General features: G+C 60.1%; 20 protein-coding genes and 5 pseudogenes. 4 read left to right on the top strand and 21 right to left on the bottom strand.

The window, feature by feature from the left end; genetic code table 11:
* Positions 1 to 34: 34 nt before the first annotated feature.
* Complete coding sequence (locus tag METAC_RS0103125; RefSeq protein ID WP_051335342.1) at positions 35 to 274, top strand: DUF6471 domain-containing protein; 240 nt, start codon at positions 35 to 37, stop codon at positions 272 to 274.
* Positions 275 to 283: 9 nt separating this feature from the next.
* On the opposite strand, the gene METAC_RS0103130 is transcribed toward METAC_RS0103125, so the two are convergent.
* The 10 genes and pseudogenes from METAC_RS0103130 to istA all read right to left on the bottom strand — a co-directional run bounded on the left by METAC_RS0103130 (position 284) and on the right by istA (position 10608).
* A complete protein-coding gene (locus METAC_RS0103130; protein ID WP_156898088.1) occupies positions 284 to 1090 on the bottom strand; it encodes a hypothetical protein in 807 nt (268 codons plus the stop codon).
* Between the two features lie 704 nt (positions 1091 to 1794).
* The gene (locus tag METAC_RS22120) at positions 1795 to 3576 is read right to left on the bottom strand and encodes a recombinase family protein (RefSeq protein ID WP_051335343.1); all 1782 of its coding nucleotides are present in this window, start codon (positions 3574 to 3576) and stop codon (positions 1795 to 1797) included.
* Positions 3569 to 4051 carry a DUF2924 domain-containing protein gene (locus METAC_RS0103145; RefSeq protein WP_026605909.1) on the bottom strand — a complete coding sequence of 161 codons (483 nt, stop codon included), beginning with the start codon at positions 4049 to 4051 and terminating at the stop codon, positions 3569 to 3571. Before METAC_RS0103145 ends, METAC_RS22120 begins: the two co-directional genes overlap by 8 nt.
* Before the next feature lie 5 nt (positions 4052 to 4056).
* Complete coding sequence (locus METAC_RS22125) at positions 4057 to 4446, bottom strand: DUF3489 domain-containing protein (RefSeq protein WP_051335767.1); 390 nt, start codon at positions 4444 to 4446, stop codon at positions 4057 to 4059.
* A gap of 576 nt (positions 4447 to 5022) precedes the next feature.
* A complete protein-coding gene (locus tag METAC_RS0103160) occupies positions 5023 to 6765 on the bottom strand; it encodes a recombinase family protein (RefSeq protein ID WP_051335344.1) in 1743 nt (580 codons plus the stop codon).
* Positions 6758 to 7237, bottom strand: coding sequence for a DUF2924 domain-containing protein (locus METAC_RS22130; RefSeq protein WP_051335345.1), 480 nt, complete (start codon positions 7235 to 7237; stop codon positions 6758 to 6760). Before METAC_RS22130 ends, METAC_RS0103160 begins: the two co-directional genes overlap by 8 nt.
* 2 nt (positions 7238 to 7239) lie before the next feature.
* Entirely contained in the window at positions 7240 to 7587 is a 348-nt protein-coding gene (locus METAC_RS22135) for a DUF3489 domain-containing protein (protein WP_084143425.1), read from the bottom strand.
* Positions 7588 to 7885: 298 nt separating this feature from the next.
* Positions 7886 to 8221, bottom strand: a pseudogene (locus tag METAC_RS0103175) (transposase); the annotation flags it as partial.
* Positions 8222 to 8370: 149 nt separating this feature from the next.
* Positions 8371 to 9109, bottom strand: a pseudogene (istB, locus tag METAC_RS22140) (IS21-like element helper ATPase IstB).
* Positions 9109 to 10608 carry an IS21 family transposase gene (gene istA, locus METAC_RS0103190; protein WP_026605912.1) on the bottom strand — a complete coding sequence of 500 codons (1500 nt, stop codon included), beginning with the start codon at positions 10606 to 10608 and terminating at the stop codon, positions 9109 to 9111. Before istA ends, istB begins: the two are co-directional and overlap by 1 nt.
* 112 nt (positions 10609 to 10720) lie before the next feature.
* Here istA and METAC_RS22145 point away from each other — a divergent pair.
* Positions 10721 to 10987: pseudogene (locus METAC_RS22145) on the top strand (ATP-binding protein); the annotation flags it as partial.
* 270 nt (positions 10988 to 11257) lie between these two features.
* On the opposite strand, the gene METAC_RS27410 reads toward METAC_RS22145, so the two are convergent.
* Complete coding sequence (locus METAC_RS27410; protein WP_026605913.1) at positions 11258 to 11545, bottom strand: transposase; 288 nt, start codon at positions 11543 to 11545, stop codon at positions 11258 to 11260.
* A 176-nt stretch (positions 11546 to 11721) separates the two neighbouring features.
* A complete protein-coding gene (locus METAC_RS0103205) occupies positions 11722 to 13737 on the bottom strand; it encodes a tetratricopeptide repeat-containing sulfotransferase family protein (protein WP_198017155.1) in 2016 nt (671 codons plus the stop codon).
* 139 nt (positions 13738 to 13876) lie between these two features.
* On the opposite strand from METAC_RS0103205, the gene METAC_RS0103210 reads away from it, so the two are divergent.
* Positions 13877 to 16186 carry a phosphocholine-specific phospholipase C gene (locus METAC_RS0103210; RefSeq protein WP_026605915.1) on the top strand — a complete coding sequence of 770 codons (2310 nt, stop codon included), beginning with the start codon at positions 13877 to 13879 and terminating at the stop codon, positions 16184 to 16186.
* Positions 16187 to 16292: 106 nt separating this feature from the next.
* On the opposite strand, the pseudogene METAC_RS22150 reads toward METAC_RS0103210, so the two are convergent.
* A pseudogene (locus METAC_RS22150) lies at positions 16293 to 16577 on the bottom strand (transposase); the annotation flags it as partial.
* Positions 16578 to 16799: 222 nt separating this feature from the next.
* Here METAC_RS22150 and METAC_RS27415 point away from each other — a divergent pair.
* Positions 16800 to 17087, top strand: coding sequence for a transposase (locus METAC_RS27415; RefSeq protein WP_026605913.1), 288 nt, complete (start codon positions 16800 to 16802; stop codon positions 17085 to 17087).
* On the opposite strand, the gene METAC_RS0103225 is transcribed toward METAC_RS27415, so the two are convergent.
* The 8 genes and pseudogenes from METAC_RS0103225 to METAC_RS0103265 form a co-directional block, all read right to left on the bottom strand.
* The gene (locus METAC_RS0103225) at positions 17075 to 17518 is read right to left on the bottom strand and encodes a hypothetical protein (protein WP_026605916.1); all 444 of its coding nucleotides are present in this window, start codon (positions 17516 to 17518) and stop codon (positions 17075 to 17077) included. The genes METAC_RS27415 and METAC_RS0103225 overlap by 13 nt on opposite strands.
* A 500-nt stretch (positions 17519 to 18018) precedes the next feature.
* Complete coding sequence (locus METAC_RS0103230) at positions 18019 to 18534, bottom strand: pyridoxamine 5'-phosphate oxidase family protein (protein ID WP_026605917.1); 516 nt, start codon at positions 18532 to 18534, stop codon at positions 18019 to 18021.
* On the bottom strand, positions 18515 to 19093 hold the full coding sequence (locus METAC_RS0103235) for a UbiX family flavin prenyltransferase (RefSeq protein ID WP_026605918.1): 579 nt from the start codon (positions 19091 to 19093) through the stop codon (positions 18515 to 18517). The genes METAC_RS0103230 and METAC_RS0103235 overlap by 20 nt, the downstream gene beginning before the upstream one ends.
* 105 nt (positions 19094 to 19198) lie before the next feature.
* Positions 19199 to 21007 (bottom strand): UbiD family decarboxylase, encoded by a 1809-nt coding sequence (locus METAC_RS22155; RefSeq protein ID WP_051335346.1) that lies wholly within the window; start codon positions 21005 to 21007, stop codon positions 19199 to 19201.
* A gap of 424 nt (positions 21008 to 21431) precedes the next feature.
* Positions 21432 to 23072 carry a UbiD family decarboxylase gene (locus METAC_RS0103250; RefSeq protein ID WP_026605919.1) on the bottom strand — a complete coding sequence of 547 codons (1641 nt, stop codon included), beginning with the start codon at positions 23070 to 23072 and terminating at the stop codon, positions 21432 to 21434.
* 423 nt (positions 23073 to 23495) lie between these two features.
* A pseudogene (locus METAC_RS25640) lies at positions 23496 to 23658 on the bottom strand (IS6 family transposase); the annotation flags it as partial.
* Between the two features lie 3 nt (positions 23659 to 23661).
* Positions 23662 to 24366: a hypothetical protein gene (locus METAC_RS0103260; RefSeq protein ID WP_026605921.1), complete on the bottom strand. Its 705-nt coding sequence runs from the start codon at positions 24364 to 24366 to the stop codon at positions 23662 to 23664.
* Positions 24311 to 25351 carry a GLUG motif-containing protein gene (locus METAC_RS0103265; protein ID WP_026605922.1) on the bottom strand — a complete coding sequence of 347 codons (1041 nt, stop codon included), beginning with the start codon at positions 25349 to 25351 and terminating at the stop codon, positions 24311 to 24313. The genes METAC_RS0103260 and METAC_RS0103265 overlap by 56 nt, the downstream gene beginning before the upstream one ends.
* Between the last annotated feature and the right edge of the window lie 9 nt (positions 25352 to 25360).

A 25360-nucleotide genomic window follows, 5' to 3' on the forward strand; every position in this document is an offset into this window, starting at 1 on the left:
GATAGCCTCCGATCAATTTTGATGGGAGGGCGCCATGGGAATCGCGACCAGCGAAAAAGAACTGGCCCAAAAGACCGCACGGTTTTTGAAAGCGGAGATGAAGCGAGCCGGCGTCACCTATTCCGAACTCGCAAAGCGATTAGAGGGGCATGGCCTGCAGGAGACTGAGGCGTCCATCACTAGCAAGCTCGCGCGCGGGACGTTTGCTGCAACTTTTTTCTTGGCCTGCCTCGCGGCATTAGAGATTGGAGGGATGCGGCTTGATGATCTTTAAACGCAAGCCTTACTCTCCCATCCCCTCTCGCATCATGCGGCTTGTACCTCTGAGTTCGAGGTGTAGGCCAATTTTTGTAAAAATATCATCAAGTTTTGCTATATCTTGAATTGATAAATCTTCTTCATAATAAATAATTACTTTTTTAGAAAACTTAAATTCAGGCAATATAATTGCCTCTTTCCCTTTCTCTTTAATTGCTGATAAAACCCCTTTATTGGCGGCATCAGTTGCAAATGGTTCCGCATACGTCGAAATATCTGATATAAACTGAAAAGCTGGTAAATACGAACCAATGAATGCGGCAAAAAAATATGTTTTGCTTTGTATATTGAATATAACTTTATACGGTATTTGTATTTCTATAAGTATTCCATTATTAATAATTGTTTTTGTTGCGGTCCCCTCTTCAATAATATTTTCTCCGTTTGTATTAAACGCGTTATTGAATATATCCTCCCCGGTCTTTGTTGTTATTTTTGGCTTCAGCGTATCTTTGGCGCTATCTGCAGCAATATTTTCTAGCTTGTATGCAGATGGCCAAAAATACCACCCTGCGCCGCACAATATTGTGGCCCCTACAATTATCGGGGTCAGAAATATCAATAGCTTCTTTCTATCATGTAGATATACGTTTCCAGATTCAGAACGAACCTCCAGCAAAAGCCCGATTAACCCAACAACGCCGCCTATCCAGAAAATCCAGGCCGCCACCCCATGTGAGAAATGTAAATAATCTGGCGCAGCCATCATTGCCCCCGCAAAAGCTTGGGGCCAGAGCTTGCGAATAAACGACAAGAAGACGTTGTTATCCATACTCGTACCACTGACTCCGCCTGCTTGATTCCGCAACGGGTAGCCGAGCATTGATTAGTGGAAAGCGCGCACCGCGCAGCCCTGATCACTCACTGACTCCTTTCGGACTCAGATGGGGGGCTGGAGCTAAATCGCTTGTGGCGGTTGCGCCATAATACCGGAAATTCCCTGTATTTTCCCTGATAACAGGGAATTTTGGTGTGGAGACGGGTTCGCCGTGGACTGTGTCGTCAGCCAGCGTTTAACATATTTATATTGCAGATGCTTTTGTTTTTGGGTCAGAGCGATTTCCGCCGCGAATTCACGGCGTTGTCGGCTCGTCTGGAACCGCGCTCGGTGACAGAGACGGTTCTCGACGTCGTCGTCGCCAGCCGCCGCCTGATTTTCTCTCCACGGCCATTCCGAGGTTCACTGCTCGGTCGCTAACGAGCAGCTTGCGCCCGCCGTCGCGGAAGGCGTCCCGCCAGAGGCAGTGGGCCGGCGGACCGTTAGGGTGTGTTCGGTTCAGCATTGCTCCGAGCTTGTCGCCTTGGTAGTCGTCCGCACTTCGGTCGATTGTCAGCGGGGCCTCGACCCTTAACCGCAGTTTTTTGACGAGAGTTCTCGATCACCTCTCGCTGCCGCGAATGCGTTGTCGGGAGGTCTTAAACTAAGGGTCGATCAAAGCCGCGGCGCCGCGCTTGGACTGGCGTCGTCTGAGCGATTCAAGCTGAGCTGCCGAGATGCGATCCTCGACCAGTCTCGTTGTTTGAACGGAAGCCCAAAAGCATTCTCTGTTCGACCCAATCGGCCGGCAGTCGCGGCAAGAGCCGCATCAGGGATTTGGCGGTAAGCTCAGATGGCTGTCGGCCGTTGACGAGCGCAGTCGTGATGTCCGGGGCCAACCAGGGCAGGCGCAGGATCGAATAGAGGTGCGGCGCCGTCACGCCCTCGTCGTGCGCAAGGTCGCGTACGCTGAGCGCGGGATTCCGACTGAGCCGCTCCTGAACGCTATGGGCGCGCGCAAGAATGCGCAGAAGGCTCGGATCGGGCGCAGCCTGATCGGCGGCGCCCTCGATCAGCATGCGCATTTCGCGGCCGACGCGCTTGAGCGCCACAGGCGATGAGAGCGTGACGAGATCCTCGCGGGCGGCCGCTGGCGCGCAACCTTGCGCCTCGAAATTGATCGTTCCATGGAGAACCGCCATGAGTCGGGATCGGGCGAGCATGACGTTGAGACGATCGCGGCCGACTTCGATGCGGCACTGCAGTCTGGCGAGGATCGCTTTGATTGTCTGCGGCGCTGAACCGCCAAGGTCTTCGGCGATCTGACGGCCGGCTTCGATCAGCCGGCCGGCCGTCGCGATGTCGGCTTTGCAAGCGCATGCGTCGAGGATTGATCCGCCGTCGGCGAAGAAGTCGAGCAGCCTGGCAATCACGAGGGTTTCCAAATCGCCGGCCGGGATCCGTCGGCCGTACGATCCCTTTCCTTTTCCTTCCCCCCTCACAAGCGAAGAAGACACGTAGTAGCGGTAGCGCGCACCCTTCTTGACGGCATGGGTCGGTGTCAGCCGTTCGCCATTTTGATCGAAGACCATGCCGGCGAGCAGGCTCGGCGATTCGGCGCGCGCGCCGGTCACGCGATCCACGCGGTTGGCGGCGAGCGTCGCCTGAACAGAGTTCCAAAGTTGCGCGTCGACGATTGCCGTATGCTCGCCCGGATAGACTTCGCCCTTGTGGCTGATCTCGCCGCGAAACAGGCGGTTCTGCAGCAGGGCATAAAGCGCGCCGCGCGAAAAGCCCTGGCCGCCATATTCTGAACCGTCGGCCCGTAAGCGGCGCTTGCTGCCGATCCCGGCGTCGGCTAGCTCATCGCGTAGCGCGTGAACCGATGTCAGGACGAGATAGCGCTGAAAGATATCGACAACGACAAGCGCCTCTTCCGCGTTGACGACAAGCTTGCGATCCTTGACGTCGTAGCCGAGCGGCGGCATGCCGCCCATCCACATGCCCTTCTTCTTCGAGGCGGCGATCTTGTCGCGCACCCGCTCGCCGATCACCTCGCGCTCGAACTGCGCGAAGGAGAGCAGTACATTGAGCGTCAGCCGGCCCATGCTGGTCGTCGTGTTGAACTGCTGGGTGATCGACACGAAGGAGACCCCACGGCGATCGAAGACCTCGACGAGCTTGGCGAAGTCGGCGAGCGCGCGGGTCAGCCGGTCGACCTTGTAGACGACCACAACGTCGACGCGTCCGGCTTCGATATCGGCAATCAGCCGTTTCAGGGCCGGACGCTCCATCGAGCCGCCGGAATAGCCGCCATCGTCATAGTGGGTGGGGAGCGCCGACCATCCTTCGTGTTTCTGCGAGAGGATGAAGGCGGCGCAGGCTTCGCGCTGGGCGTCAAGCGAGTTGAAAGCCTGGTCGAGGCCTTCCTCGGTTGATTTGCGTGTGTAGATCGCGCAACGCGCCCTATTGGCGGCTCGTCGCTGAGTTGTTTCACCCATGGGGCCCTCCCTTGCCGCTGCTATCGCCATTCACCCTCGGCAAGCCGAAGAAGCGGGGGCCGGACCAATGCGCCGAGGTGATTTTCTTCGCGATTTGGGTCAGCGACGGATAGGTTTCGCCGGCGTATTCGAATCCATCCTCCAGCACGGTGACGGTGTGCGAGCGGCCATGCCATTCCCGAATCAGGCGGCAGCCGGGCTTCAGATCAGAGCCCGACGTCGGAGCCGCTCGACCCGTCTCGCGCAAGGCCTTGGCCATAGTCTGCAGCTTGCGCCTGGTCGCTTTCCCGAGTCCGCCATGCTCGACTTCCTGAATCCGGTAACCGAGCGCTAGAACGAACAGGTCCCGGCTGATTTGCGGCGGCTCGCTGCGCCAGAGGCGTCGCCATTCCTGTCGCAACTCTTCGAGGCCGAGCGCGCGAAAGCGCTCGACCTCGGCTCGAAGCGCGGCGCGATCGAACGACGGCCGTGACATGCGGGTCACGCAGCTTTCCGGCGCGTCTTTTCCTTGCGCGGCGGCGCGTTGTCCACAATGCGGTAGATCCGGGCATCGCCCGGTTTTTCCGACGCTAGCGTCAGGCCGAGCTTCTTGCGCACCACTGCCGCGAGGAAGCCGCGGACCGAATGCTCCTGCCAGCCGGTCGCCGTCATAATGGCGGCAAGTGTCGCGCCCTGAGGACGTCGGAGCATCGCGAGCACCGCTTCCTGCTTTGTGCCCGCCCGCAGCGCAGGCTTTTGGCCGGGCGACGCAACGGCCGCGGCTTGTGCGTCGGCCTCGACCTTCGTGCTGGTGGGAGCGATGGGGGCGCCCGCCGCAGTCCGGCGGGTTTTCGGCGAGGCGATTTTATGCAGCGGTTTGCTGTCCGACATTTTTCGAGGATCCTTCTTGCGTTGGGACGGCATGCGCCGTCACCACCGCAACCCCGCAATGGCCGCATCGCCAGCGGGGCAGGATCAACAAAGGCCAAAGGGTCCTTGTCTTGTGCAGACAGTGACGCTCTCTTCGCCGCGCAAGTCCACTCTTTTCTGAGGCTACATTCACACACGGGTCTGCTTCAAAAGGCGACCAAGCCCACCGTCTCTGCATCCGAGAGTTCGAATTCTGCTTGGCCAGCCAGTATATAACTAATTGATATTACATATATTTCTATTCCAGGCCCGCGCCTATGTCCCCGCGGAATGGCGGGGTTTTTCGGGCTGGCGCCGCATCGGATTTGCGGCGGAGACGGTTTGCCGCGCGCTCTCGGCTTCGGCGGTCCGAAAATCTCTCCGGGCCCATTTCGGGGTTTACTTTTTTCGCCGAAGTAGCAGCGGGTTTCGCGGCGAAGCCGGGGCGCATCGCGGCCAAGTTTGAGAGACCAGCGCCTAGAGCGCTTCCCGATCAGATGGAATCATCTGAACGAAAAGGAATCGCTCAAATTCATAGAATCGGAACATGCTCGGACGTCAGCGAAAGCCGAGCAGCTTTCTCTGTTCCGCCCAGTCGGGCGGCAGGCGCGGCGTCAGCCGCATCAAGGTCTTGGCGGTGAGCTGCGGCGGCTGTCGGCCGTTGACGATCGCCGTAGAGATGTCCGGCGCGAGCCAGGGCAGGCGCAGCAGCATATACAGATAGGCGGCGGACACTCCTTCTTCGCGCGCGACGTCATGCACGGTCAGCTCGGCGTTCTGGATCAGCCGCGCCTGGACATGGTGAGCGCGGGCGAGGGTCCGCAGCAAGCTCGGATCGGCCGTCCTCTGGTCATCGGCGCTCTCGACCAGCATGCGCATCCCGCGGCCGACGCGCTTCAGCGCCGCCGGCGCCGTCAAAGTCAGCATGTCGCCGGGCGCATTCGCCGGTTCGTGGTGCTGCGTCGCCGGATTGATTGACCCGGCCAGCAGTTCCGAAAGTGCGGTTTGAGAAAGTGCGATGCCGATGCGATCGGATCCGATTTCAACGCGGCAATGCAGCGCCAGGAGAATCGCTTTGACTTTGTCCGGCGCACCAGCGGCAAGCTCTTCCGCAACCTGACGGCCGCGTTCGATCAGGCGGCTGCATCCTGAACCGCTATCCGCTTCAGCCCCCATCGTGTCGAGGATCGCTCCGGGGTCGGCGAAAAATGCGCGCAGCCTGTTGATCACCAATCCTTCCAGATCGCCGGCCGGAATCCGTCGGCATCTCGATGAGCTCTTTCCCGTTCCGGTGATGAGGGAGGTCGAAACATAATAGCGGTAGCGTGCGCCCTTCTTGACCGCATCGCTCGGTGTCAGCCGCTCGCCGGCCTCGTCGAAGACCATTCCGGTCAGCAGGTTCGGATGGCTTGCGCGCCCGCCCGTGGCACGCTCTACCCGGTTTGCGGCGAGCGCGGCTTGGACCGCGTCCCACAGCGGCTGGTCGACGATCGCGGAATGTTCGCCGGGATAGGACCCGCTCTTGTAGGCGATCTCGCCGCGGTAGAGGCGGTTCTGGAGCATCAGATAGAGCGCGCCGCGGGACAGCTTCTGGCCGCCATACTCCACACCGTCGGGCCGCAGGCGGCGCTTGCTCTTGATCCCTGCCTCGGCAAGCTCGTCCCGAAGGGCATGAACCGACTTCAGCGCGAGATAGCGCCGAAAGATATAGAGGACGATGCCGGCTTCGTCCTCGTTCACGGCGAGCTTGCGGTCTTTGACGTCATAGCCCAAGGGCGGCATGCCGCCCATCCACATGCCTTTTTTCTTGGACGCGGCGATCGTGTCGCGCACCCGCTCGCCAATCACCTCGCGCTCGAACTGGGCGAAGGACAAAAGCACGTTCAGGGTCAGCCGCCCCATGCTCGTGGTGGTGTTGAATTGCTGGGTGATCGATGCGAAGGAGACGCCGCGGCGGTCGAAGATTTCGACGAGCTTGGCGAAATCGGCGAGCGCGCGCGTCAACCGGTCGACCTTGTAGACGACGACCACGTCGATCTGGCCGGCCTGGATATCGGGGATCAGCCGTTTCAGGGCAGGGCGCTGCATTGTGCCGCCGGAAAAGCCGCCATCGTCATAGAGCGTCGGCGCGGCCGTCCAGCCTTCATGCTTTTGCGAGGCGATGAAGGCGGCGCAGGCTTCACGCTGGGCGTCGAGCGAGTTGAAGGCCTGCTCCAGGCCTTCCTCCGAGGATTTTCGCGTGTAGATCGCGCAGCGGATCTTTTTGGCGGCCTGGCGCGGCGTCTTTTCGGCTTCACCCATCGCGCGCTCCCTTGTTCGGGCGCTCGGCGCCTGCCGCGGGCAGGCCGAAGAAACGCGGACCCGACCAATGCGCGCCGGTGATTTTTCTGGCGATCCTGGTAAGGGACGGATAGATCGTCCCGCCATACTCGAATCCCTCCTCGGTCACCGTGACGGTGTGGGTGCGGCCGCCGCCCCATTCCCGGACGAGACGGGCGCCGGGCTTCAGGCTGAGGCTCGGCGTCGCGCCGACCCGGCCCGTCGCCTGCAGGGCCTTCGCCATGGTCTGCAGCTTGCGTCTTGTCGCCTTGCCGAGCCCGTCATGTTCGATCTCCTGAAGTCTGTACCCGAGTGCAAGGACAAGCAGGTCGCGGCTGATCCTCGGCGGCTCGGAGTGGCAGAGCCGCCGCCATTCGCGTCGCAGGTCCTCGAGGCTGAGCGACCGAATGCGATCGATCTCGCGCTCGATCGCTCGTGTGTCTGTCCCAGCCATGTCTAGGCGGCCGGTTGTGTCGAGGCCTTCGGCTTCGTTTTGGGCGGCTGCTTGTCGGTCACGCGATAGACGCGCTCGTCGCCGGCCTTTTCCGAGATCAGCGTCAAGCCGAGTTTCTTGCGCACCACGCCGCCGAAAAAGCCGCGCACCGAATGTTGCTGCCAGCCGGTCGCTGTCATGATGGCGGCGAACGTGGCGCCCTTTGGCTGTCGAAGGAGGGCGAGAACGGCCTCCTGCTTAGTCCCGCCGCGCGCGGAACCCGCGGGAACGATCCCGGTCCCTGCGGGCTCCTTCGCGCGGTTCTTCGTGCGGGCCAGTGTGATCTCTTCGGGGGCTTTGCGATTTGACATTTTGAGGGATCCTTGCGGGCTGTGGCGGCGTCATGCGCCGTCACCGCCGAAGCCCCACAATGGCGGCGGCGCCAGCGGGGCAGGATCCCGGATGGGGCCAACCGGCCCTTATCTCCTGGCGACAGTGACGCTTCCTTCGCGCTTGAAGTCCACTCCTTTCTGCGAAGAAAATCGACGGCCGAACGCCCGGTCTCTGCGTTGAAGAGTCGCTCTGGCGCTCACGCGTTTCTGCATTCAAGATGTGAATAAGCTGGAATAAGGGCTCTGACGCAATCTTGATGGCTATTGAGCTTTGCGGCTACACGGCGCCGATGACGCGGGCTTGAAGGAGATCCAGCTTTCCTCTGCCGTACATCTGGCGTTTTACGAGTTTGAGTTTGGTGATCTGACCTTCTGTCTGGCCGTTGGACCAGGGCGATGTGATCGCGGCGCTGACGGCCGCCTGGTCCTTGACGACGCCGTTGGCGAAGGAGGCTGCCAAGCCTGATCTGGCCCGCTCCAGCCATGGCTCGAGATCGGCAAGAGACTTCTTGCGGATCATCATCTGGAAGGCGGCAATAATTTCTCTCGCCTCGACCAGCAAGGGCACGCCTGCCTCGATCGCCGCGATAGTGACGGTTTCGTACTTGGAAAGTGTCAAACAGCATCGAATAGGGACCGCGGATTTGCATGGAAAGGGGACCGCACTTTGATGCGGCAGGAACGACAGCGCTCGCCCCGGCGCAGCTGGTCGGGGTTGCGCAGCCGGGGCGAGCGCGGTGGGGAGAGGCTTTGCTTTGAAGGTCAGGCGCGGTTTTTGAAGCGCCAGCTTTCGTTGCCGGTTTGACGATGTCGCAGTGATGGGTGAGACGATCCAGCAGCGCGGTCGTCATCTTGGCGTCGCCAAAGACGCTTGGCCATTCGCCGAACGCCAGATTGGTGGTGACGATTGCCGAAGTGCGTTCATAGAGCCGGCTGACGAGATGGAAGAGCAATTGCCCGCCGGCCTGCGCGAAGGGCAGATAGCCGAGTTCGTCGAGAGCGATGAAGTCCATCCGGGTGAGGTAATCGGCGATGCGTCCCTGACGCCCGGCGCGCGTTTCCGACTCCAGCCGATTGACGAGATCGACGACATTGAAGAAGCGCCCACGCAAGCCGGAGCGGATGCAGCTGCGCGCGATGGCGATGGCGAGATGGGTCTTGCCGGTTCCCGTGCCGCCGACGAGAACGATGTTGCGCTGCTGCGCCACGAAGCCGCCGCCGGCGAGATCGCGCGCCAGGGTTTCGTTGACGGTCGCCCCGTCAAACTCGAAGTCGTCGATGTCCTTCGCCAAAGGAAGTTTGGCGATGGTCATCTGATATTTGATGGAGCGCGCTTGTTTTTCGGCGATTTCGGCCTTGAGTAGATCGCCGACAATCTGTGGCGGCTCATGCTGCCGCTTGATGCCGGTCGACATCACTTCATCACTTCATCGTAGGCGCTCCTCATGCCGAACAGCTTGAGTTCTCCCATGAGGTCGAAGATTTGCGTGCGTTCCATCATCAGCCTGAATTCCTCAGTTGATCGTAGCGGGCGCAATCGGCGAGCGGGACATGCCGGAGCTTCAGGGCGTCCGGGGTGACGATGGTCAGCGGCGGACCAGGACCGCGGCGGCGCGCCAGAATGTTGAGAATGACGTCGGCGGAATGGACGCCCTGGTCCAAAGCCTCGGCGCAGGCGGCCTCGACCGCCGGCAAACCATCGTTGATAACCGCCGCGAGGATTTTCACCATCTGGCGGTCGCCGTCGGCGGAGCCTGTGAGCTTGCGCCGGATTTTCTCCATCGCGGCGGGCAAAACCCAATCCTTGAACGGCGCGCCGTTCCTCAAGGCGCCGGGCTTCTTCGCCAGAACCGGCACGTAATGCCAAGGATCGTAGGCCGTCTCTTCGCGGCCAAAGCGGCGGCGGTGTTCGCCGACCACGAGTCCATCCTGACGGATGACGATGCGGTCGGCGTAAGCGTGGATCTCGACGGGGCGGCCAATGGCGCTCGCCTTGACCGAATATTTGTTGCTGTCGAAGCGCACCAGGCAGGTCTTGGACACCGAAGCGCTCACCGCGTGGAAGCCGTCAAAGCGACCGCCCAATGGCGTGAGCTTGGGGCGCTCTTCCTCAAAAGCCTCCCACACCGTCTTGTCGGCAATTTCGGGATGACGATGGGCCTTGGCGTAGGCGACGCATTTGTCGAGAAGCCAGGCGTTCAACTCGTCGTAGCTCTTGAATCGCAGACGCGGCGTGAAAAAGCGCTCGCGCACCAGGCCGACCTGGTTCTCGACTTGTCCCTTTTCCCAGCCGGACGCCGGCGTGCAGGCCACGGCCTCGACGAGATAATGCCCACACATCTGAAGAAAGCGGCGGTTGTATCGTCGGTCCTTGCCGACGAGGATCGTCTCCACCGCGGTTTTCATGTTGTCGTAAATGCCGCGCGCGCAGGCGCCCTTGAAAAAGGCGAAACCACGGTCATGCGCGTCGAACATCATCTCCTGCGTCTCGCGCGGATAGGCGCGCGCAAACAGCATGCGGCTGTGGCAGAGCCGCATGTGCGCGACTTTCACGGTCGTCGTCACGCCGTTCAGCACGACGATTTCGTGGCCCCAGTCAAACTGGTAGGCCTCGCCAGGAGCAAAGGCGAGCGGCACATAGGCTTGCGCCAACGCCGCGCCGCGCTCCTTGCGCCAGCTTATCGCGTAGCGCCGAACCGCGTCATAGCTGCCGTCATAACCAAAGCCGCGCAGGTCTTCGAACAGCCGAACAAGCGTCAATCGCTCGCGCGCCGGTTTCGCTTCGTTCTCCAGCAGCAGGGCATCCAGCCGCTCGCGCCACGGCCCGATCTTGGGAATCGGCTGCATCGAGCGCTCGTAATGGAACTCGGTCGCTTCAGAACGAATGACCTTCCGGACGACCTTGCGGGACACATGCAGCTCCCGGCAGATCTCCTTGATCGGCTTCTTCTGAACAAAATACGCCCGACGAATTTTGGCGATCGTCTCCACAACAAGCATTCCAATCTCGGCCTCCCAAAATCCAGGAGGCCAGTGTGGACCCTCAGCTCCGGGGCCCCGATTGGACGCAAATCACCCCAAAACTGGCGTCCTTATTCCATGCTTATTCACAGGCAAGAGCGGCCGCCTGGCCGAGAGACTGCTCCGCCACGATCTCATCGTCATCGATGAACTCGGCTATCTCCCGTTCAGCCAATCCGGCGGGCAGTTGCTGTTCCATCTCATCAGCAAACTCTACGAGAACACCTCGCTGCTAATCACCACCAACCTCGCCTTCGCCGATTGGCCCCAGGTGTTCGGCGACGTCAAAATGACCACCGCCATGCTCGATCGCCTGACGCACCACTGCGACATCATCGAGACCGGCAACACCAGCTAGCGCTTCAAAAACCGAACCTGACCAAGCCCTCATCCGCGCCGTCGCCCGGGACCTTCTCCTCGTGGGTGCACAGGGACCTCCCACGCCCTCCGCTCCGTGCAACGCCGAGGGCGCTGCGCTACGGGCGCGGGTCCCTCCTATGCACTACGTGAAGAAGCAAACTCCTTCACCCAAGAGGGGGCGAAATTGGACGCAAAAACGCGGTCGTAGTTGGAAGCGAATTGACATTCCGGACGGCGTCGGCCATGGCGTCCTCTGGCGCATCGCCGATCACGCGGCATGAGAAAACTCCTCCTTTTGCAGATTGAGTAGAGTTCGAAACGGAAGCTTCCGGTAGGCGAGCAAGATTCCGCTGGTCGCTGAGAATTGCCGATGGCGGGACTTGCATTTGAACACGCGGCGACACCGATAGGTATAGACGGCCGGGCAGCTGCAATGGGGGCAGACCGGGGAACCGTCAGAATCTGCCCACCGCATCTCGCAGAGCATCTTGTGGGCTGCGTCTTCCGACAAACCGCAAAGATCGACTAGCGACAGGGTCCGCGCTGCCGCGGACATAAGAAAATGTTGCGCCACGGCAGCAATCCAGAAAAATGGCCATGGCTATGTTTTTACGGTATAGTGACGCTGACGTCTACTTTAAGTAATTGACTTTGTTGCTTGGTGCGTTTGCTCCATGATGCCGCAAAAGTCTCGCGCAATGGGGCGACCTCATAACTGGTTCCACCGCTGCGCTAATCGCGGTACCGACCGATTGCGTCGCCCAGCGCCTTTCTCAACGGATCGAGCCAGGGATCGTAGTGCCGCCAGTGGGAGATTCCTTCTCGGAACAGCGGCTGGCGCACCTGTTCCGAGCTGGGGGTGTTTATCGCGCGCGGGCTGCGGTGAAACGCCAGACATGCCGGGTCGTACTCGAGTCCGCAATAGGCAAGAATCCCGCGCACGCTGGCGCCGAGGTCCTCGACCAGGTCCTCGTAGCTGACCCGAAGAACCCGTCCCGGCAGGACCCGATCCCAGTGACGCATCAACTCGAGATACGTCCGGTAATACCGTGCGATCTCCTCGATCCCGTAGCAGAACTCCTGCCCTCTTGCATAGAGTTGCTTTAGGTTGCTGACGCAGCAGGCCATCGGCTCGCGCCGGATGTCGATGATCGTTGCATTCGGCAGCATCAGGTGGATCAGGCCAATGTGCCGGAAGTTGTTCGGCATTTTGTCGATGAAACGTGGCCGCCCCCGCCGATAGACACGAGTCTCGTCCAGGTAGCGGAGACCGAGGCGCTCAAAATAGAGCGGATCCAGGCCCGGCAGCAGGTCGGGGTAGCGCGCACCGCCGCCATTTGATCCCTGCCCCTGGAATTCCGAAATGATGCGAGGGATGTCGTGCAATTCCTGCGTGCCATCGACGTCCGGGTGCGAGGCCAGGATCTGTTCGAGCAGCGTCGAGCCCGAGCGTGGCAGCCCGACGATGAAGATCGGGTCGCGAGCCGCTGCGCCGGCGCCGGTGCGGGCGGCGAAGAATTCCTCGCTGCACACCTCGAGCAAGCGCCGGGCGGCGCCCTCAATCGCCTCAGGACGGTAGCCGCTCTTCGCCCGCACCAGCGAATTGCCGCGCTCGTAAAATGCCCAGGACCCGCCGTAGTCGCCCCGATCTTCCAGCGCCTTTCCGAGCGCGAAGCAAAGGTGCGCGCGGTCCGGCAGTCCCGGGCGAGAAAGCGCCTCAAGGCCCCGCATGCGCGCGACCTCGTCGTCGCTGAACCGATAGGTCTTCAGGTTGGCGAGGCTCCAATAGGCGTCGCCGATATCGGCCTCGCCGCGGGTCGCATCCTTATAGGAGCGCACGGCCTCCTCGGCCCGGCCGAGCGCCTTCAGCGAGTGGCCCAGCACGATCCGCAGATGATTGCGCTGCGGCGTCTGCGAGAGCAGCTCGCTGAAGATTGGGATCGCCTCGTCATGGCGTCCGAGGCCCGCGAGTATAGTGGCGCGAAGAAATCGGGCCTCGGGGTCGGAGGGCGCGGTCCGCAGCCGGTGCTCGACCTGCTCCAGCGCCGCCGGATATTTCTGGCGCTCTATTAGAATGCGGATGTAATCGAGCCGCGCATCGGCGTAACCCGGCGCGGCTTCGACCACCTCGCGAACGAGCTCCTCGGCCCGATCCATCGCGCCACGCCGTTGCGCGATCCGCCCGAGCAGGCGCAGCGCCTCGACATGCCTTCCCTCTCCAGCGATCTGACTTGTCAGAAGATTTTCCGCTGCGGAAAGCTCGCCGTCGCAGAACCGGCCACCCGCCTCGACGATCGCGGGCGGTAGCTCCTGCAGCTTCGCTAGGCGCTGCGCCGCGACGCTCGCCCTCTGCGGCTCGCCGGCCGCGCTCAGCAGTCGCTCCAGCATCCCCCAGCTAGGCGCCAGGGCGGGATTCAGCGCGACCGCGCGTTCGAAAGACGCGATGGCGCGCGAGGGATCGCCCAGCGCTGCGAGGCAATGACCGCGCTCTTGAAAAAGGAGGCTGTAGTTCGGATGCGCCCGTTCAAACGCGTCCAGCGTCGCGAGCGCATCCTTCGCCTGACCGAGCAGCCGCTGGTTCAGCGCCGCCCAGTACAGCGCCGCCCGTTGCGACGGGGCCCGCTGCAGCAGCGCGCTGGCCGCCTCCAGCGCCTCGGCGTGCCGACGCCCTCGCGTGAGGTCCTCAATGCGGCGCAACTCGCTGGCGGCGGCGTCCGCCTCGGATTCGCGGAGATAAAGCTCAGTCACAGTTCCTTCGCTTAAGCTTCATCAGCCAGCAATGACCAGTTTTTATGCATGCCGCGCCGGACGGACATTGGGGAGGCTGCAAGTCGGCCGGCGTCTATCCATCACGCACGCTACGTTACTCGGGGGAGAACCTAATCCGATGAACAATACCGATCGCCGTCGGTTCCTGCAAATGCTGGGCACGGGCGCCATGGCTAGCACGCTTGGCTCAAGCGTCACGAAGGCGCTTGCGATCCCGGCCAACAACAGCACGGGCACCATCAAGGACGTCGAACATATCGTGATCCTGATGCAGGAGAACCGTCCGTTCGACCATCACTTCGGCACGCTGCGCGGCGTCCGCGGCTTTGCCGATCCGCGCGCGGTCCAGATCAATCTGCCGCTTCAGTCGGGCGGCGCCGTCAAGGCCTCGGTATTCCTGCAGCCGGCGGGCCCAGCCAACGTCAGCGCCGGCTTCAGCGTGCCGGCCAATTACGGCAATCTGGGCGGCCCGGCGAATGGCGTTCAAGTGATCCCGCCGTTTCGTATCGATCCCTCGAAAATCGGCTCCGGGCTCACGAGCCTCGGCTTCAGCTACATCGACGGCACCGACCACGGCTGGGACGGCACGCATCTCGCCTGGAACTTTGGGCAGTACGACAGCTGGGCGATCCAGAAGGGCCCGCTGGCGATGTCCTACTTCACGCGCGCCGACATTCCCTATCACTACGCGCTGGCCGACGCTTTCACCGTGCTCGACAACTACTATTGCTCGATCATGGGCCCGACTAATCCCAATCGTTGCTACCTATGGACCGGCTGCATCGGAAACGTCAGCTATCTCGGAGCGGAGGGCACGGACGGCCACGGCTCGGGCCCGATCACCGGCAACGGCCTCAGCCCGCTCGGCAATTATCTGGCCTGGGAGACGCTGCCCGAGGTGCTGGACAAGGCGGGCGTGACCTGGCGGATTTATCAGGACCTAGCAGGCGCCACCTTCGCGCCGGACTTCGGCGACGGCTCAACCGCCAGCAATTTCGACGGCAACTACACCGACAATGCGCTGCTCTATTTCGCCCAATATGCGGCGTCGAGCCCCGGAACTTCGCTGTTCGACAACGCCTGCACCGGGACGGAGCTGGCCGTCAACCAACCTCCAGCAAGCGCTCCGGCCTCGGCCTGGGAGACGTGGGCCGAGAGCCAGTTCCAATATTTCAAGGACGACGTGAAGAATGGCACGCTGCCCCAGGTTTCCTGGCTGATCGCGCCGGCCGGATACACCGAGCACTCCTCCAACCCGGTCAACTATGGCGCCTGGTACATCTCGCAGGTGCTTGAGACCCTAGTGTCGAAGCCCGAGTTGTTCAGCAAGACCGTCTTCATCGTCAACTATGACGAAGCCGACGGCAGCTTCGACCACCTCGTTCAGCCCTCGCCGCCGGCGACGCCCTCGTTCCCAGCTGCGCCCGATCTCGGCGGGTCGACGGTCGACTACCGCCTCGAGATCGTCACGACCTCGACGCCGAATGCCCCGATCGGCCTCGGCACCCGCGTGCCGTGCATCGTGATCTCGCCTTGGAGCAAGGGCGGCTATGTGAACTCGCAGGTCTTCGATCACACCTCGGTGATCCAGTTCATCGAGAAGCGTTTCGGGGTCTATGAGCGCAACCTCTCGCCCTGGCGGCGCGCCGTCTGCGGCGACCTGACATCCGTGTTCAACTTCAAGAACCCGAATGACAAGCCGGTTGATCTGCCGTCCACCAAAACCTTCCTGCCTCCAGTCGGAGAGCTCTCTGGCGCCGTCAATCCGCCGAGCGTCACTCCTACGGCGAAGAATGTGATCATAGGCGTGCCCCCGCAGGAAAAGGGCGTCCGCCCGGCGCGCGCCTTGCCCTACGAGCTGAACGTCCACAGCATGGTCCGCGCTTTCACCAACACGGTCGAACTGCGCTTTGTCAACAGCGGCAGCGCGGGCGCAGTGTTCCAAGTGCGCTCTGGCAAAACAACCGATCCGGTCCGCAACTACACAGTCGAGGCTGGCAAACAGCTGTCGGGAAGCTGGACGGTCTCTGGCTCATACGACCTGACCGTCTACGGCCCGAACGGGTTCACGCGTTACTTTAAGGGCAGCGTCGGCTTGAGCGCCGTGGCGGTCGATGTCCATTCCGAACACGAATACGGATCCGACGACAACGGCTCGTTCTCACTGTCGGTCCGGAATGCTGGCTCGCGGAACGCTAGCGTGACCTTGCTTGATGCGTACACGGGCGAGAAGGTCCATCGCGCGCTTCCCTCGGACGGGCATGCCGACTTCCAGCTGTCGCTTGACCGGTTCCAAGGCTGGTACGACGTGCTCGTCACGGTCGCGGAGGACCCGAGCTTCGAGCGTCGCCTGGCCGGGCATGTCGAGACCGGGCGCGACAGCGTGTCGGATCCGGCGATGGGCGGTCTGGTGACCCTGAAGGCCTGAGAACAGGCTCCTCGTCGCGCAAGCTCTTGGGAAAGCGAGGAACGGCCGTGCCTATGCACGGCCGTCCTTGGGGATGCTGCACAACAAGCTCTAGAGCGTTTTTCGTTCATGTTGCATCATATCCTGCGGCGGCGAAGAATTTTACGCATTCTTGCCGCGTGAAGAGGTCGATGAGGCGGCCGATGGCGTCCCAGAGGCCGCTGACGGTTCCTTCGGCGGCCTTTCGCAGATGCGCTTCGAGTTTGGAGAAGGCTTTCTCGATCGGGTGGAAGTCCGGGCTGTAAGGCGGCAGGTAAAGCACGCTCGCCCCCGCCGCTGCGATCATTGCGGAAACGGCCGGACCCTTGTGGCTCGACAGATTGTCCATCACGACGACGTCGCCGGACAGTAAGAGCCCGCCGACGTCGCGGCGGCCGCAGTGATATCTGTAACGCAATTTCGTAAGCTTAAATACCGCCTCCGCATCAAAATCATCTGATAAATCCGCGGCATCATGGAGCAAACGCACCAAGCAACAAAGTCAATTACTTAAAGTAGACGTCAGCGTCACTATACCGTAAAAACATAGCCATGGCCATTTTTCTGGATTGCTGCCGTGGCGCAACATTTTCTTATGTCCGCGGCAGCGCGGACCCTGTCGCTAGTCGATCTTTGCGGTTTGTCGGAAGACGCAGCCCACAAGATGCTCTGCGAGATGCGGTGGGCAGATTCTGACGGTTCCCCGGTCTGCCCCCATTGCAGCTGCCCGGCCGTCTATACCTATCGGTGTCGCCGCGTGTTCAAATGCAAGTCCCGCCATCGGCAATTCTCAGCGACCAGCGGAATCTTGCTCGCCTACCGGAAGCTTCCGTTTCGAACTCTACTCAATCTGCAAAAGGAGGAGTTTTCTCATGCCGCGTGATCGGCGATGCGCCAGAGGACGCCATGGCCGACGCCGTCCGGAACAAGCAGCCCGCGTTTGTTGAGGCGGTTCAGAGTGTCTCTGACCTTCCACTGAACGCGGGCGAAGCTTTGGCGATCGGCGGGGGCGAGACCTTTGTCGATCATCACGGCCCGGACTACATCGGGCGCGCGGATCGGCTCATCCGCCCGCCGCAGCGCGTCGAGCATGCGGCGCGGCAATTCTCCTTGCTCGAACCAGAGATCGGCTTGACGGACTCTCATCGCCGGGATCGTCTTCGGCTCCAATTCCGGAGCAAACAGGCGAAGCGCAGCGTCAAGATGAACGAGATCTGCGCGGAATTGACCAAGCTGGCGCTCTGTTTGGGCGATGACGCCTGCAATCTCAGCGCGCTTCGCGACCAGCGCGGACACAACGTGGCTCTCCGCCATGACCTTCCTCGATCTCGAAACGATCAAGGTGATTATCGTCCTCAAGCCAATATGATGTCAGCCCGGCGCTTGGTGCGTTTGCGCCATGATGCCGCGGATTTGCCAGAAGAAATGACACGGCGTGCCAAAATTCGTGGGCATTATGTGCCAACTGGTCGATGAGGATCGCCGCTCAGCGCACGTTCGGCTCGAATTTTGTCTCCAGTGCGCCGATACTGTTGAAAAAGTCGGTGGATGATTGATGCAATGACGACGCCGTGAAGCGCTGCTCCTGGCGATTTGGCGGGGCCCGGCGGCCATGATGGGACTTCCGGGGGCGTCGACCCGGTCATTCGAGATTTTTGCTTCGACGTCCATGTACCTTATTTTCTAGGGCGGCGGCTCCCATGGGGGGCATTAGGCAGTGGTGGCGGATGAGAGACATCAAAGCCTTGGTGGCTGCACATGAGTTGTCCCCACTAAGGAGACTACAGCTTCAGCTTATTCGTTGCGAAAAAATGTTATCTATCGGCCGCCCGCTCTCGCTCAGGCGGTCCGACCGGGACTCCGTTCTCCAGGCGTATGGCAAACCGCGTGCCGAAACCAAGGGCGTTGTCGATGTAACGGATGCGTGCTGGCCGAAACACATGCGCGCTGACTTCAAAAGCCTTTTTGGCCAACTCCAGCGGGTTCAACGTCAGGTCGCGTGCGAAAGGGAACTTGGCGAAATAGACCATGAACGCGTGCGCCGTCGCCTCGACGCTGGCCACGGGCTCGGCCATTCCCTCCATCTGTAGTCCTTTGATCTCACGCCACGAAGCAGCCGGCGGATGCACCGTGGCGGCGCAGGCTGAATTTGCCAGAAGATTTTGACAATGTCGGGAAGCAGCCGAGGAGAAAAAGACGAGTTCGTAGCCGTTTGCCGCGAAATAAACATCTGTCGCCCACGGACGCCCGTCGACACTGGTGGCCAGCGTCATGGTCGTCACGGAGGTCAACATCGTTTTGACCGAGGCATCAAATTGATCGAGTGTCATCGTTGCCCCATCGCCGAAACAGATCATGTTCGATTTCGAACTGATCGAGCAATTTGCCGACGGTTTGGTCCACAAGATCCATGATAGTCTTGGGTCCATGGTAGAAGGAGGGCGCCGGTGGAAGAATCACCCCACCCATTTCCGCTATAGCCGCCATGTGCCGCAGATGACCCAGGTGAAGGGGCGTTTCCCGTGGAACAAGGACCAGCTTGCGGCGCTCCTTAAGGGTCACGTCGGCTGCGCGTGCGAGAAGGTTGTCGCTGAGCGATAACGCGATTTGGGCCAGGCTCTTCATGGAGCACGGAACGACCGCCATGCCCATAACTCGAAACGAACCGCTGGAAATAGAAGCAGCCAGATTGCCGGGCTCATGAACGACGTCGGCGAGGCGTTTGACCTCCGCGATGTTTTTTTCTGTCTCTAATCCCAGCGTGACTTCCGCGCCCTTGCTCACAACGAGGTGGGTTTCGATCTCTGGGATGTCTTTGAGGACTTCGAGGAGTCGAACGCCGAATATGACGCCGCTGGCTCCGGACAGTCCAACGATAAGTCGTTTCATGACATTCTCTCAGTTTGAGCGCGCCAAACGAGCAGGCTGGCGCAAACCGCCAGCCGTCGGAGTCCCGGGCGTCCACGTGTTTAACAATAACGCAGGCGACGAATTTTATTCATCGGTATCGAAACGATCCTTCAACGGGAATCCTGGTGGGTAGTCCACCTGTCCGGTCTCTTCGTTCCAGGTAACCACCCCTGCGTGCGGCACGCCGGCCGTAGGACCGCCTACCGCGTCGGTATCCACGAGCCGTGCGGTTCTCAGGCCGTTGATCAGCCAGTCTCCGTTAACGGCTCGTTCGGCGCATCTCGTCCACTCGTCGCACCAGTCGCCTAAGCTGTAGCCGAACCATTTCCAGCGTGGCGTGACAGGTGGGAGGCCTGCCTTCTCCCATATAACCCTGGCCTCCTCCATGATTTCCTTGGAGGGTAGCGCCACCGGCGGCATGGGATAATGCATGGTTGCGTCGATCATGATCTTGGCTTCCCACTCGCGGTCGCGCAATTTGGGCGCGTGACCGTTCGCCTGATGGTCCTCGATTTTCACGGATTTCGTCAGGTCGGTGCGGTAGGCGATCGCCCATAACACTTCTTCGACGCTGTTCGGGTTTATATCCTCGTCAACGGCTACGCTGATCTTGCCTACGGAGCGCATAAAGGTCGTGGAGCCCTCCAGGGCGCGCCAAATCTCGGTTCTTGGCGTATTCTTTTCCAGGACGATCACGGTGAACCTCGAAACCCCAATCATAGGGCCATGAAGGACGACGTCCTTCACCTGCCGGATATACAGGGTGTTCTTCAGATGGTTCAGCATAACCGCGCTATAATTGAGCTGCTTGATGACGCCGGATTCGGACGGGGCCATCTGCGAAATCATCGAGGTCAGAATCGCCTTTTTCCGGCGCGTAATGGCAGTGACGGTTATGGAGTGATTGTATTCTTCCACGGACATATTGCCGTAGGATTCACCGAAGGGGGCTTCCATTTCCAATTTACTGGGATCAAGCCAGCCTTCAATAATGATCTGCGCGTCGGCAGGAACCATGAGCGGTATTGTTTTGCACTTCACCTTCCGATAAGGTGCGCCGGCCAGCGCTCCTGCAACATCCATGTCATCCAGATATTCGGGAACTTTCTGAGGTCCGACAACTTGCAGGGTCGGAGGCGCCCCGACGATCAAGGCCACAGGCATCTTTTCGCCGCGCTCTTTGTACTTTGCCCAGTTCTGATGAGCGCCGCCGTTGGTTTGAATGAGCCACATGCCGGTCATGCGGTCGGAATTCTTCAGACTGCAACGGTTCTGGCTGATGTTCTGAATTCCGGTGTCCGGATTCAGCGTGACGAAGAGCCCAGCCGAAAAATACGGCGCGGTGTCCCAACCCGGCGTGTTGTTGGGAACCGGAAGTGCATCCAGCCCTTTTCCAGCGCCACCCTGAATATCCTTCTCTAGGAGAATGACTTCATGAACAGGCGCCTCCTCCGAGGGGATTTCAACGGCAGGGAGGGGGCTTTGAAAAGCATGGGTCCATTTTTCAAAAATCTTTTGCGAGAGGTCCGAAAGGCTTTCGCCCTTATAGTCTATGCCCATTGACGCCGCATATATCTCCGGCGAACCGGCCGTGCCGCCGACTTGAACGTCGCAGTCTCCCTTGTATTTCCGGCCCTTTGCGTCAGTAACATTGGTGAATAAGAACGCTCGCTTCGGATTGTTCGCCAACACGGTTCCAACGTCGCCAACATAACCCCAACGGACAAATGCGTGCAGATGCTTGTCCTTGTTCATTTCTTCGTCGATTGTCCACAGTAGGTTTGAGTTCTTCAGCTTCTCAAGATGGTCGTTTAGGTCATCATAGTTGCGTTTGAAACCCGCTTGTGCGGGGGCATGTCTCGCTGGATTCTTTTCAAGAGAGATATCACTCATCGCTGATGCTCCGATTAAACAAGATACTCTTGAGATAGCTTTCAATTTAGTCCGTATTTGCCGCTGGCTTCCTAGCACCCATACACGAAACACGTATCCGCGAGCGTGTGCGGATATCCAGGCTAGCGGTCGGCGATGCGGTCGAGTTCCTGGCAGCGTTTGGCGTTGACACGCGAATTGTGGCTGGCGTTTCGCATGTTGACGTTTGTTTCGTCTTTCGACCGTTACATAAGCCGGTACATGCCACAGTTGATGAGTTGGGTGTCGGGGTAGCGCTAGACGACGCTGGTCTCTTGGATATAGGCCTGGCTGTCGTGAGAATGGTGAAGGAACAGCGCAAAGCGTGCGAGGTCGTCGTCGTTGCCCTTTATGACAACATCCTTGCACGGGGCGGTGTCGATCAAGACGGGTGAAATTCGGCGCCTTAGCTTTCTTTTTCCAGCCGGATATTGTCGACCCTCTCTTGCGGTTCAGCCGAGTTGCTCTGAGATGCTTCCGACCGGCGCCCGTTCAAGAACCAGTCGCCCTCGACAGCACGCTCTGCGCATTGATCCCACTCATCATTCCAATCGCCGAGCGAATAGCCAAACCACGGAGACTCTGGCTTCAGTTTAGGTAATCCAAGCTCCTCCCAAATGGCCTTTGCGCGCTCCATGAACTCGCGCTTTGGGAGAGCCACAGGAGGAAGGGTTCCTTTGGCAGTTGCGTCGACGAGCATTGTCGAGTTGTCTTGCGCGCTCTTTAGACTCGGACCGTGGCCTTTGCCGCGATGGGGCACGACGTGAATGTCCTCGATCGGATTGCAGCGGTAGGCCATGGCCCAGAGAACATGGTTGGTGTCGCCAGCGTCGATGTCTTCGTCGACTGCGATGCAGAATTTGCCGATTGCTGGCGTGAACGACGCCGCGCCCGTCAAAGCCCGCCAGATTTCAGTCTTCGGCGCGCCGTGTGTGACCGTGACGAAAACAAAGGGACGAAGGTTCGTTAAGGGTTCATGCAGGGTGACGCGCGAGACGTCTTTGATATTGAGCGTGTCGCGCAGATGAGAAAGGTAAAGCGGTTCATACGCCACCTTCTTGATGACGCTCGATTCGCTGGGTGTAATTTGGGAGATGATGGAGGATATAATGTATTTTCGGCGCCGCGTGATTGCCGTCACGTTCATCCGGAAATTATACTCCTCCAATGCCATATAGCCGTGGCTCTCGCCGAAGGGGCCTTCCGGCTCCAGTTCTTTCGTGTCGATCAGTCCCTCGATGATCACCTGGGCTTCGGCGGGCACGAGGAGGTCGACCGTCTTGGCGCGCACTACATTAATGGGGCAGCCCGCCAATCCTCCGGCGACTGTCAACTCATCGACGTCGAGGGGAAGCTTCTGTGGCCCGGTGAACTCCACGATCGGAGGCGCTCCGAGCACGACGGCCACGGGCATAGGCTCGCCCTTGGCGCGGTATTTCTGCCAGTGCACGTAGCCGCCGGCCAATGTGGTGCGCTCCATCATCACGGCCAGTCGATCCGGCGCTTTCAAGTTGCCGCGGTAGAGGCCGAGATTCTGGACGCCTGTTTCCGGGTCCCGAGTGATCCACAGCGCCGCAGTTAAATAGGGCGCGACGTCGAAGCCTGGAGTGGAGATTGGAATAGGGAGGGCGTCGAGGCCATTGCCTTCGCCCTTCAGCGCATCGCCGGTGATTAAGATCTCCTGGCAGGGGGCCTCAGCCACCTCGCGCGGGGAAACGGGATTGGCGATTGCATCGAGCCACGCCGCGCCGATGTCTTTGGCCGGCCGGTTCATGCCGATCGCGTAGATTTCCTCGGTCCCGGCAAGCGCCCCGATCGCCACAGAGCCATCCGGGTACTGACGCCCTTTGGAATCCGTCACGTTTGTGAAAAGAAAGGCTTTGCGGCCATCTTCCGGTATGCCGCCACGGTACTGCCAGCGAACCAATGGATGCATCTCGGTGTCTTTGTTGATCGGGCGATCAACGGTCAGCAACAAGCCTTTTGCGGCAAGCGTATTAATATGCTCCGGGAGATCGACGTAGCCGTGTTCAGCGGTTAGTTTCATTTCGCTAGCCTGATCCGTTGGATAAAAATACGTATTGTGGGTGCCTTTAAGGCGATCAATCCGCATTTATATTGAGTAGTGTAAGGCGTCGTCTTTCGGCTTGGGTTGCCGACTCTCGCTCTGCGCGCGTATGTCTTACGGATGGGGTATTCGTCGTTTTATTGGCGAATTAAATAGCACTAATATTTTAGGTGCCGTTCGCTGTGATAAAATGATTTTAATCAATCTTCGATCGATTTGCGTCGGAGCATTTCGTTCTGACCGTTTCGAGCAGCCTTGGCGACATCGGAGGGAAAGGGCCGCCCACTCTCTGTTTCGCGGCGAACTCCTGGCAATGAATAGGCTTCGCCAGATCGGCTCGATAGATCTGATGCGCATCAGTCGGGGCTGCGGCATCTTCGTCCGGCCCAATTTAATTGCCTATCGCCGCACGGTTTCGTACCTCACGCATACGCCTCGCGCCGCGAGCATCTCCTCGACCATGCGCAGGCTCAAGAAAAAAGCGGAAATAGAGCCAGGCCGAATAGCTGATGATCTCGGGCGGAAACCGATGACGCCGATAAAGCGGTTCGCGAAGGTTCGACATGGCTCATGCGTACCCCGCCTTTCGCTCCATGTCAGTTAATGTGACGGTGCCCACTGGCTCGGCGTCTCGTTCCTTTTTCGCGGAGTCGTCCTCGAGTTTGAAGCGTTGACCGTCGATCTCGATATGGCGGATCGCCGCGCCATAGCCCGCGCCACGAGGCTTGGCGGCGGCCTTTCGAGCCGACTGGGCAATGTGACTCCGGCGGGGGCGCGGCGCGTCATCTTCCTCGGACTCGTCCCGATCGCTCGATTTCGCACCCGCATCGCCGCCCCGGCTGGCATGTCCCGCGCCGGCCGCGGAGGAGGACTCGCTCTCCTTGATCGTCAGGCTGTCGTCGATTTTGGGGCCGGCGATGGCGGCGACTTTCTCTTTGCCCGCGGTTGATTGCGCGCCGCTCGGCGGCGTCTGGGCCGTCATTTCCACATTGGTGGTCGAAATCAGATTGGCCGCCGCCGTCGCGGTCGCCGCCTCCTGCGCAAGCTGTTGAGCTGCGGCGGTGGAGGTGGAAACGTTGGCGGCATTATCGTGATAGTCATTGTTTTTGAAGACGCCGCCCTCGCTGGATCCAACTAGCCCGCCGACGTGACTGCCATCGCCAGACACCGAGCCAACGGCGGTATTGCCGCCGAAAAAGCCCTCATTTGGAGAATTGCTATATCCGACATTCGCGCCGACCAGGCCGCCGGCGTAGTCGCCGGGCGCCGTCACATTCGGAGTTTAAAATGACGACCGGGCCGTAGCTGTCGCCCAGGCTCTTTCCAAGCAGCCCGCCAACATAGTTTCGACCAGTCACATTTCCCGAGGCGCTGGCGCCGTCAAGAAAGGAGCCGAATCCTTGCGCTCCTCCCACGTAATCGCGGCCCGACATTGTCCCGTAGGCTTGGGAATTAATGATTTCACCACCATCTCCAACCAAGCCGCCGGCGTAGTCGCCAGAAGCGGTTACATTTCCCTTGGCGTAATCGCGAATGAAGACGCCACCAGCACCCGCTACAAGGCCGCCGCCGTAGTTCCCATTCGTGGCCGTCACATTTCCGGTGGTGTAGGAATCCGTAACGTAGCCTGAAGGCCTCTGGCTGTGTGTTTGGCCGTTCGACCCAAGCAGACCGCCGATCGTATTGCCGCCGGTCGCATCTCCTGTGGCGTAAGAGTAGCTGACATCGCCTCCGTCATTTTCGCCGATAAGCCCGCCAAGATTAGTAGAAGAAGCAACATTGCCCCTCACGGTCCAGGTGGCGTAGGAATGATCTATGTTGCCATTGAGAACGGAATCGCTAATATTGTAGCCGATCAGCACGCCAACGTTACCACAGGCGGTCACGTCGCCGGTCGCGTAAGAGCGGCTGATATTGCCGCCGTAATTGGCGCCTACAAATCTTCCGACGTAATTGGCGTAGCTGTCCGCGGCGTCAGTAGCGTCAATGACGGCCCCGCCCTTATCATATCCGAGCAGACCGCCGACGAAGCTGCCGCCCGGCGAATTGATTGTCACATCAGCGTAAGAATTGCTGATGGAGCTGTCGATGGATTCCCCGATCAACCCGCCAATCACGATGGCGCCCACTCCCGTGATGCTTCCGGTCGCGAAAGCATTGATGACTGAGCCATAGCTCGCGGCAATCAGCCCTCCATTATAGCCGTTTGCGCTATCTTCAGTAGCGGCGGCCCCGCTCGTAATATTGACATTGACCACCCTGATATT

Source organism: Methylocapsa acidiphila B2, from assembly GCF_000427445.1.
Lineage (GTDB): Bacteria > Pseudomonadota > Alphaproteobacteria > Rhizobiales > Beijerinckiaceae > Methylocapsa > Methylocapsa acidiphila.

Excerpts from the sequence above, each read along its gene's own strand:
- METAC_RS22120 (WP_051335343.1), bottom strand. The coding sequence starts at position 3,576 with ATGGGTGAAACAACTCAGCGACGAGCCGCCAATAGGGCGCGTTGCGCG.
- METAC_RS22125 (WP_051335767.1), bottom strand. The coding sequence starts at position 4,446 with ATGTCGGACAGCAAACCGCTGCATAAAATCGCCTCGCCGAAAACCCGC.
- METAC_RS22130 (WP_051335345.1), bottom strand. The coding sequence starts at position 7,237 with ATGGCTGGGACAGACACACGAGCGATCGAGCGCGAGATCGATCGCATT.
- METAC_RS0103125 (WP_051335342.1), top strand. The coding sequence starts at position 35 with ATGGGAATCGCGACCAGCGAAAAAGAACTGGCCCAAAAGACCGCACGG.
- METAC_RS0103145 (WP_026605909.1), bottom strand. The coding sequence starts at position 4,051 with ATGTCACGGCCGTCGTTCGATCGCGCCGCGCTTCGAGCCGAGGTCGAG.
- METAC_RS0103230 (WP_026605917.1), bottom strand. The coding sequence starts at position 18,534 with ATGACACTCGATCAATTTGATGCCTCGGTCAAAACGATGTTGACCTCC.
- METAC_RS22155 (WP_051335346.1), bottom strand. The coding sequence starts at position 21,007 with ATGAGTGATATCTCTCTTGAAAAGAATCCAGCGAGACATGCCCCCGCA.
- METAC_RS0103225 (WP_026605916.1), bottom strand. The coding sequence starts at position 17,518 with ATGGCGGAGAGCCACGTTGTGTCCGCGCTGGTCGCGAAGCGCGCTGAG.
- METAC_RS0103235 (WP_026605918.1), bottom strand. The coding sequence starts at position 19,093 with ATGAAACGACTTATCGTTGGACTGTCCGGAGCCAGCGGCGTCATATTC.
- METAC_RS0103130 (WP_156898088.1), bottom strand. The coding sequence starts at position 1,090 with ATGGATAACAACGTCTTCTTGTCGTTTATTCGCAAGCTCTGGCCCCAA.
- METAC_RS0103250 (WP_026605919.1), bottom strand. The coding sequence starts at position 23,072 with ATGAAACTAACCGCTGAACACGGCTACGTCGATCTCCCGGAGCATATT.
- METAC_RS0103210 (WP_026605915.1), top strand. The coding sequence starts at position 13,877 with ATGAACAATACCGATCGCCGTCGGTTCCTGCAAATGCTGGGCACGGGC.
- METAC_RS0103160 (WP_051335344.1), bottom strand. The coding sequence starts at position 6,765 with ATGGGTGAAGCCGAAAAGACGCCGCGCCAGGCCGCCAAAAAGATCCGC.
- METAC_RS27410 (WP_026605913.1), bottom strand. The coding sequence starts at position 11,545 with ATGTCCGCGGCAGCGCGGACCCTGTCGCTAGTCGATCTTTGCGGTTTG.
- METAC_RS27415 (WP_026605913.1), top strand. The coding sequence starts at position 16,800 with ATGTCCGCGGCAGCGCGGACCCTGTCGCTAGTCGATCTTTGCGGTTTG.
- istA (WP_026605912.1), bottom strand. The coding sequence starts at position 10,608 with ATGCTTGTTGTGGAGACGATCGCCAAAATTCGTCGGGCGTATTTTGTT.
- METAC_RS22135 (WP_084143425.1), bottom strand. The coding sequence starts at position 7,587 with ATGTCAAATCGCAAAGCCCCCGAAGAGATCACACTGGCCCGCACGAAG.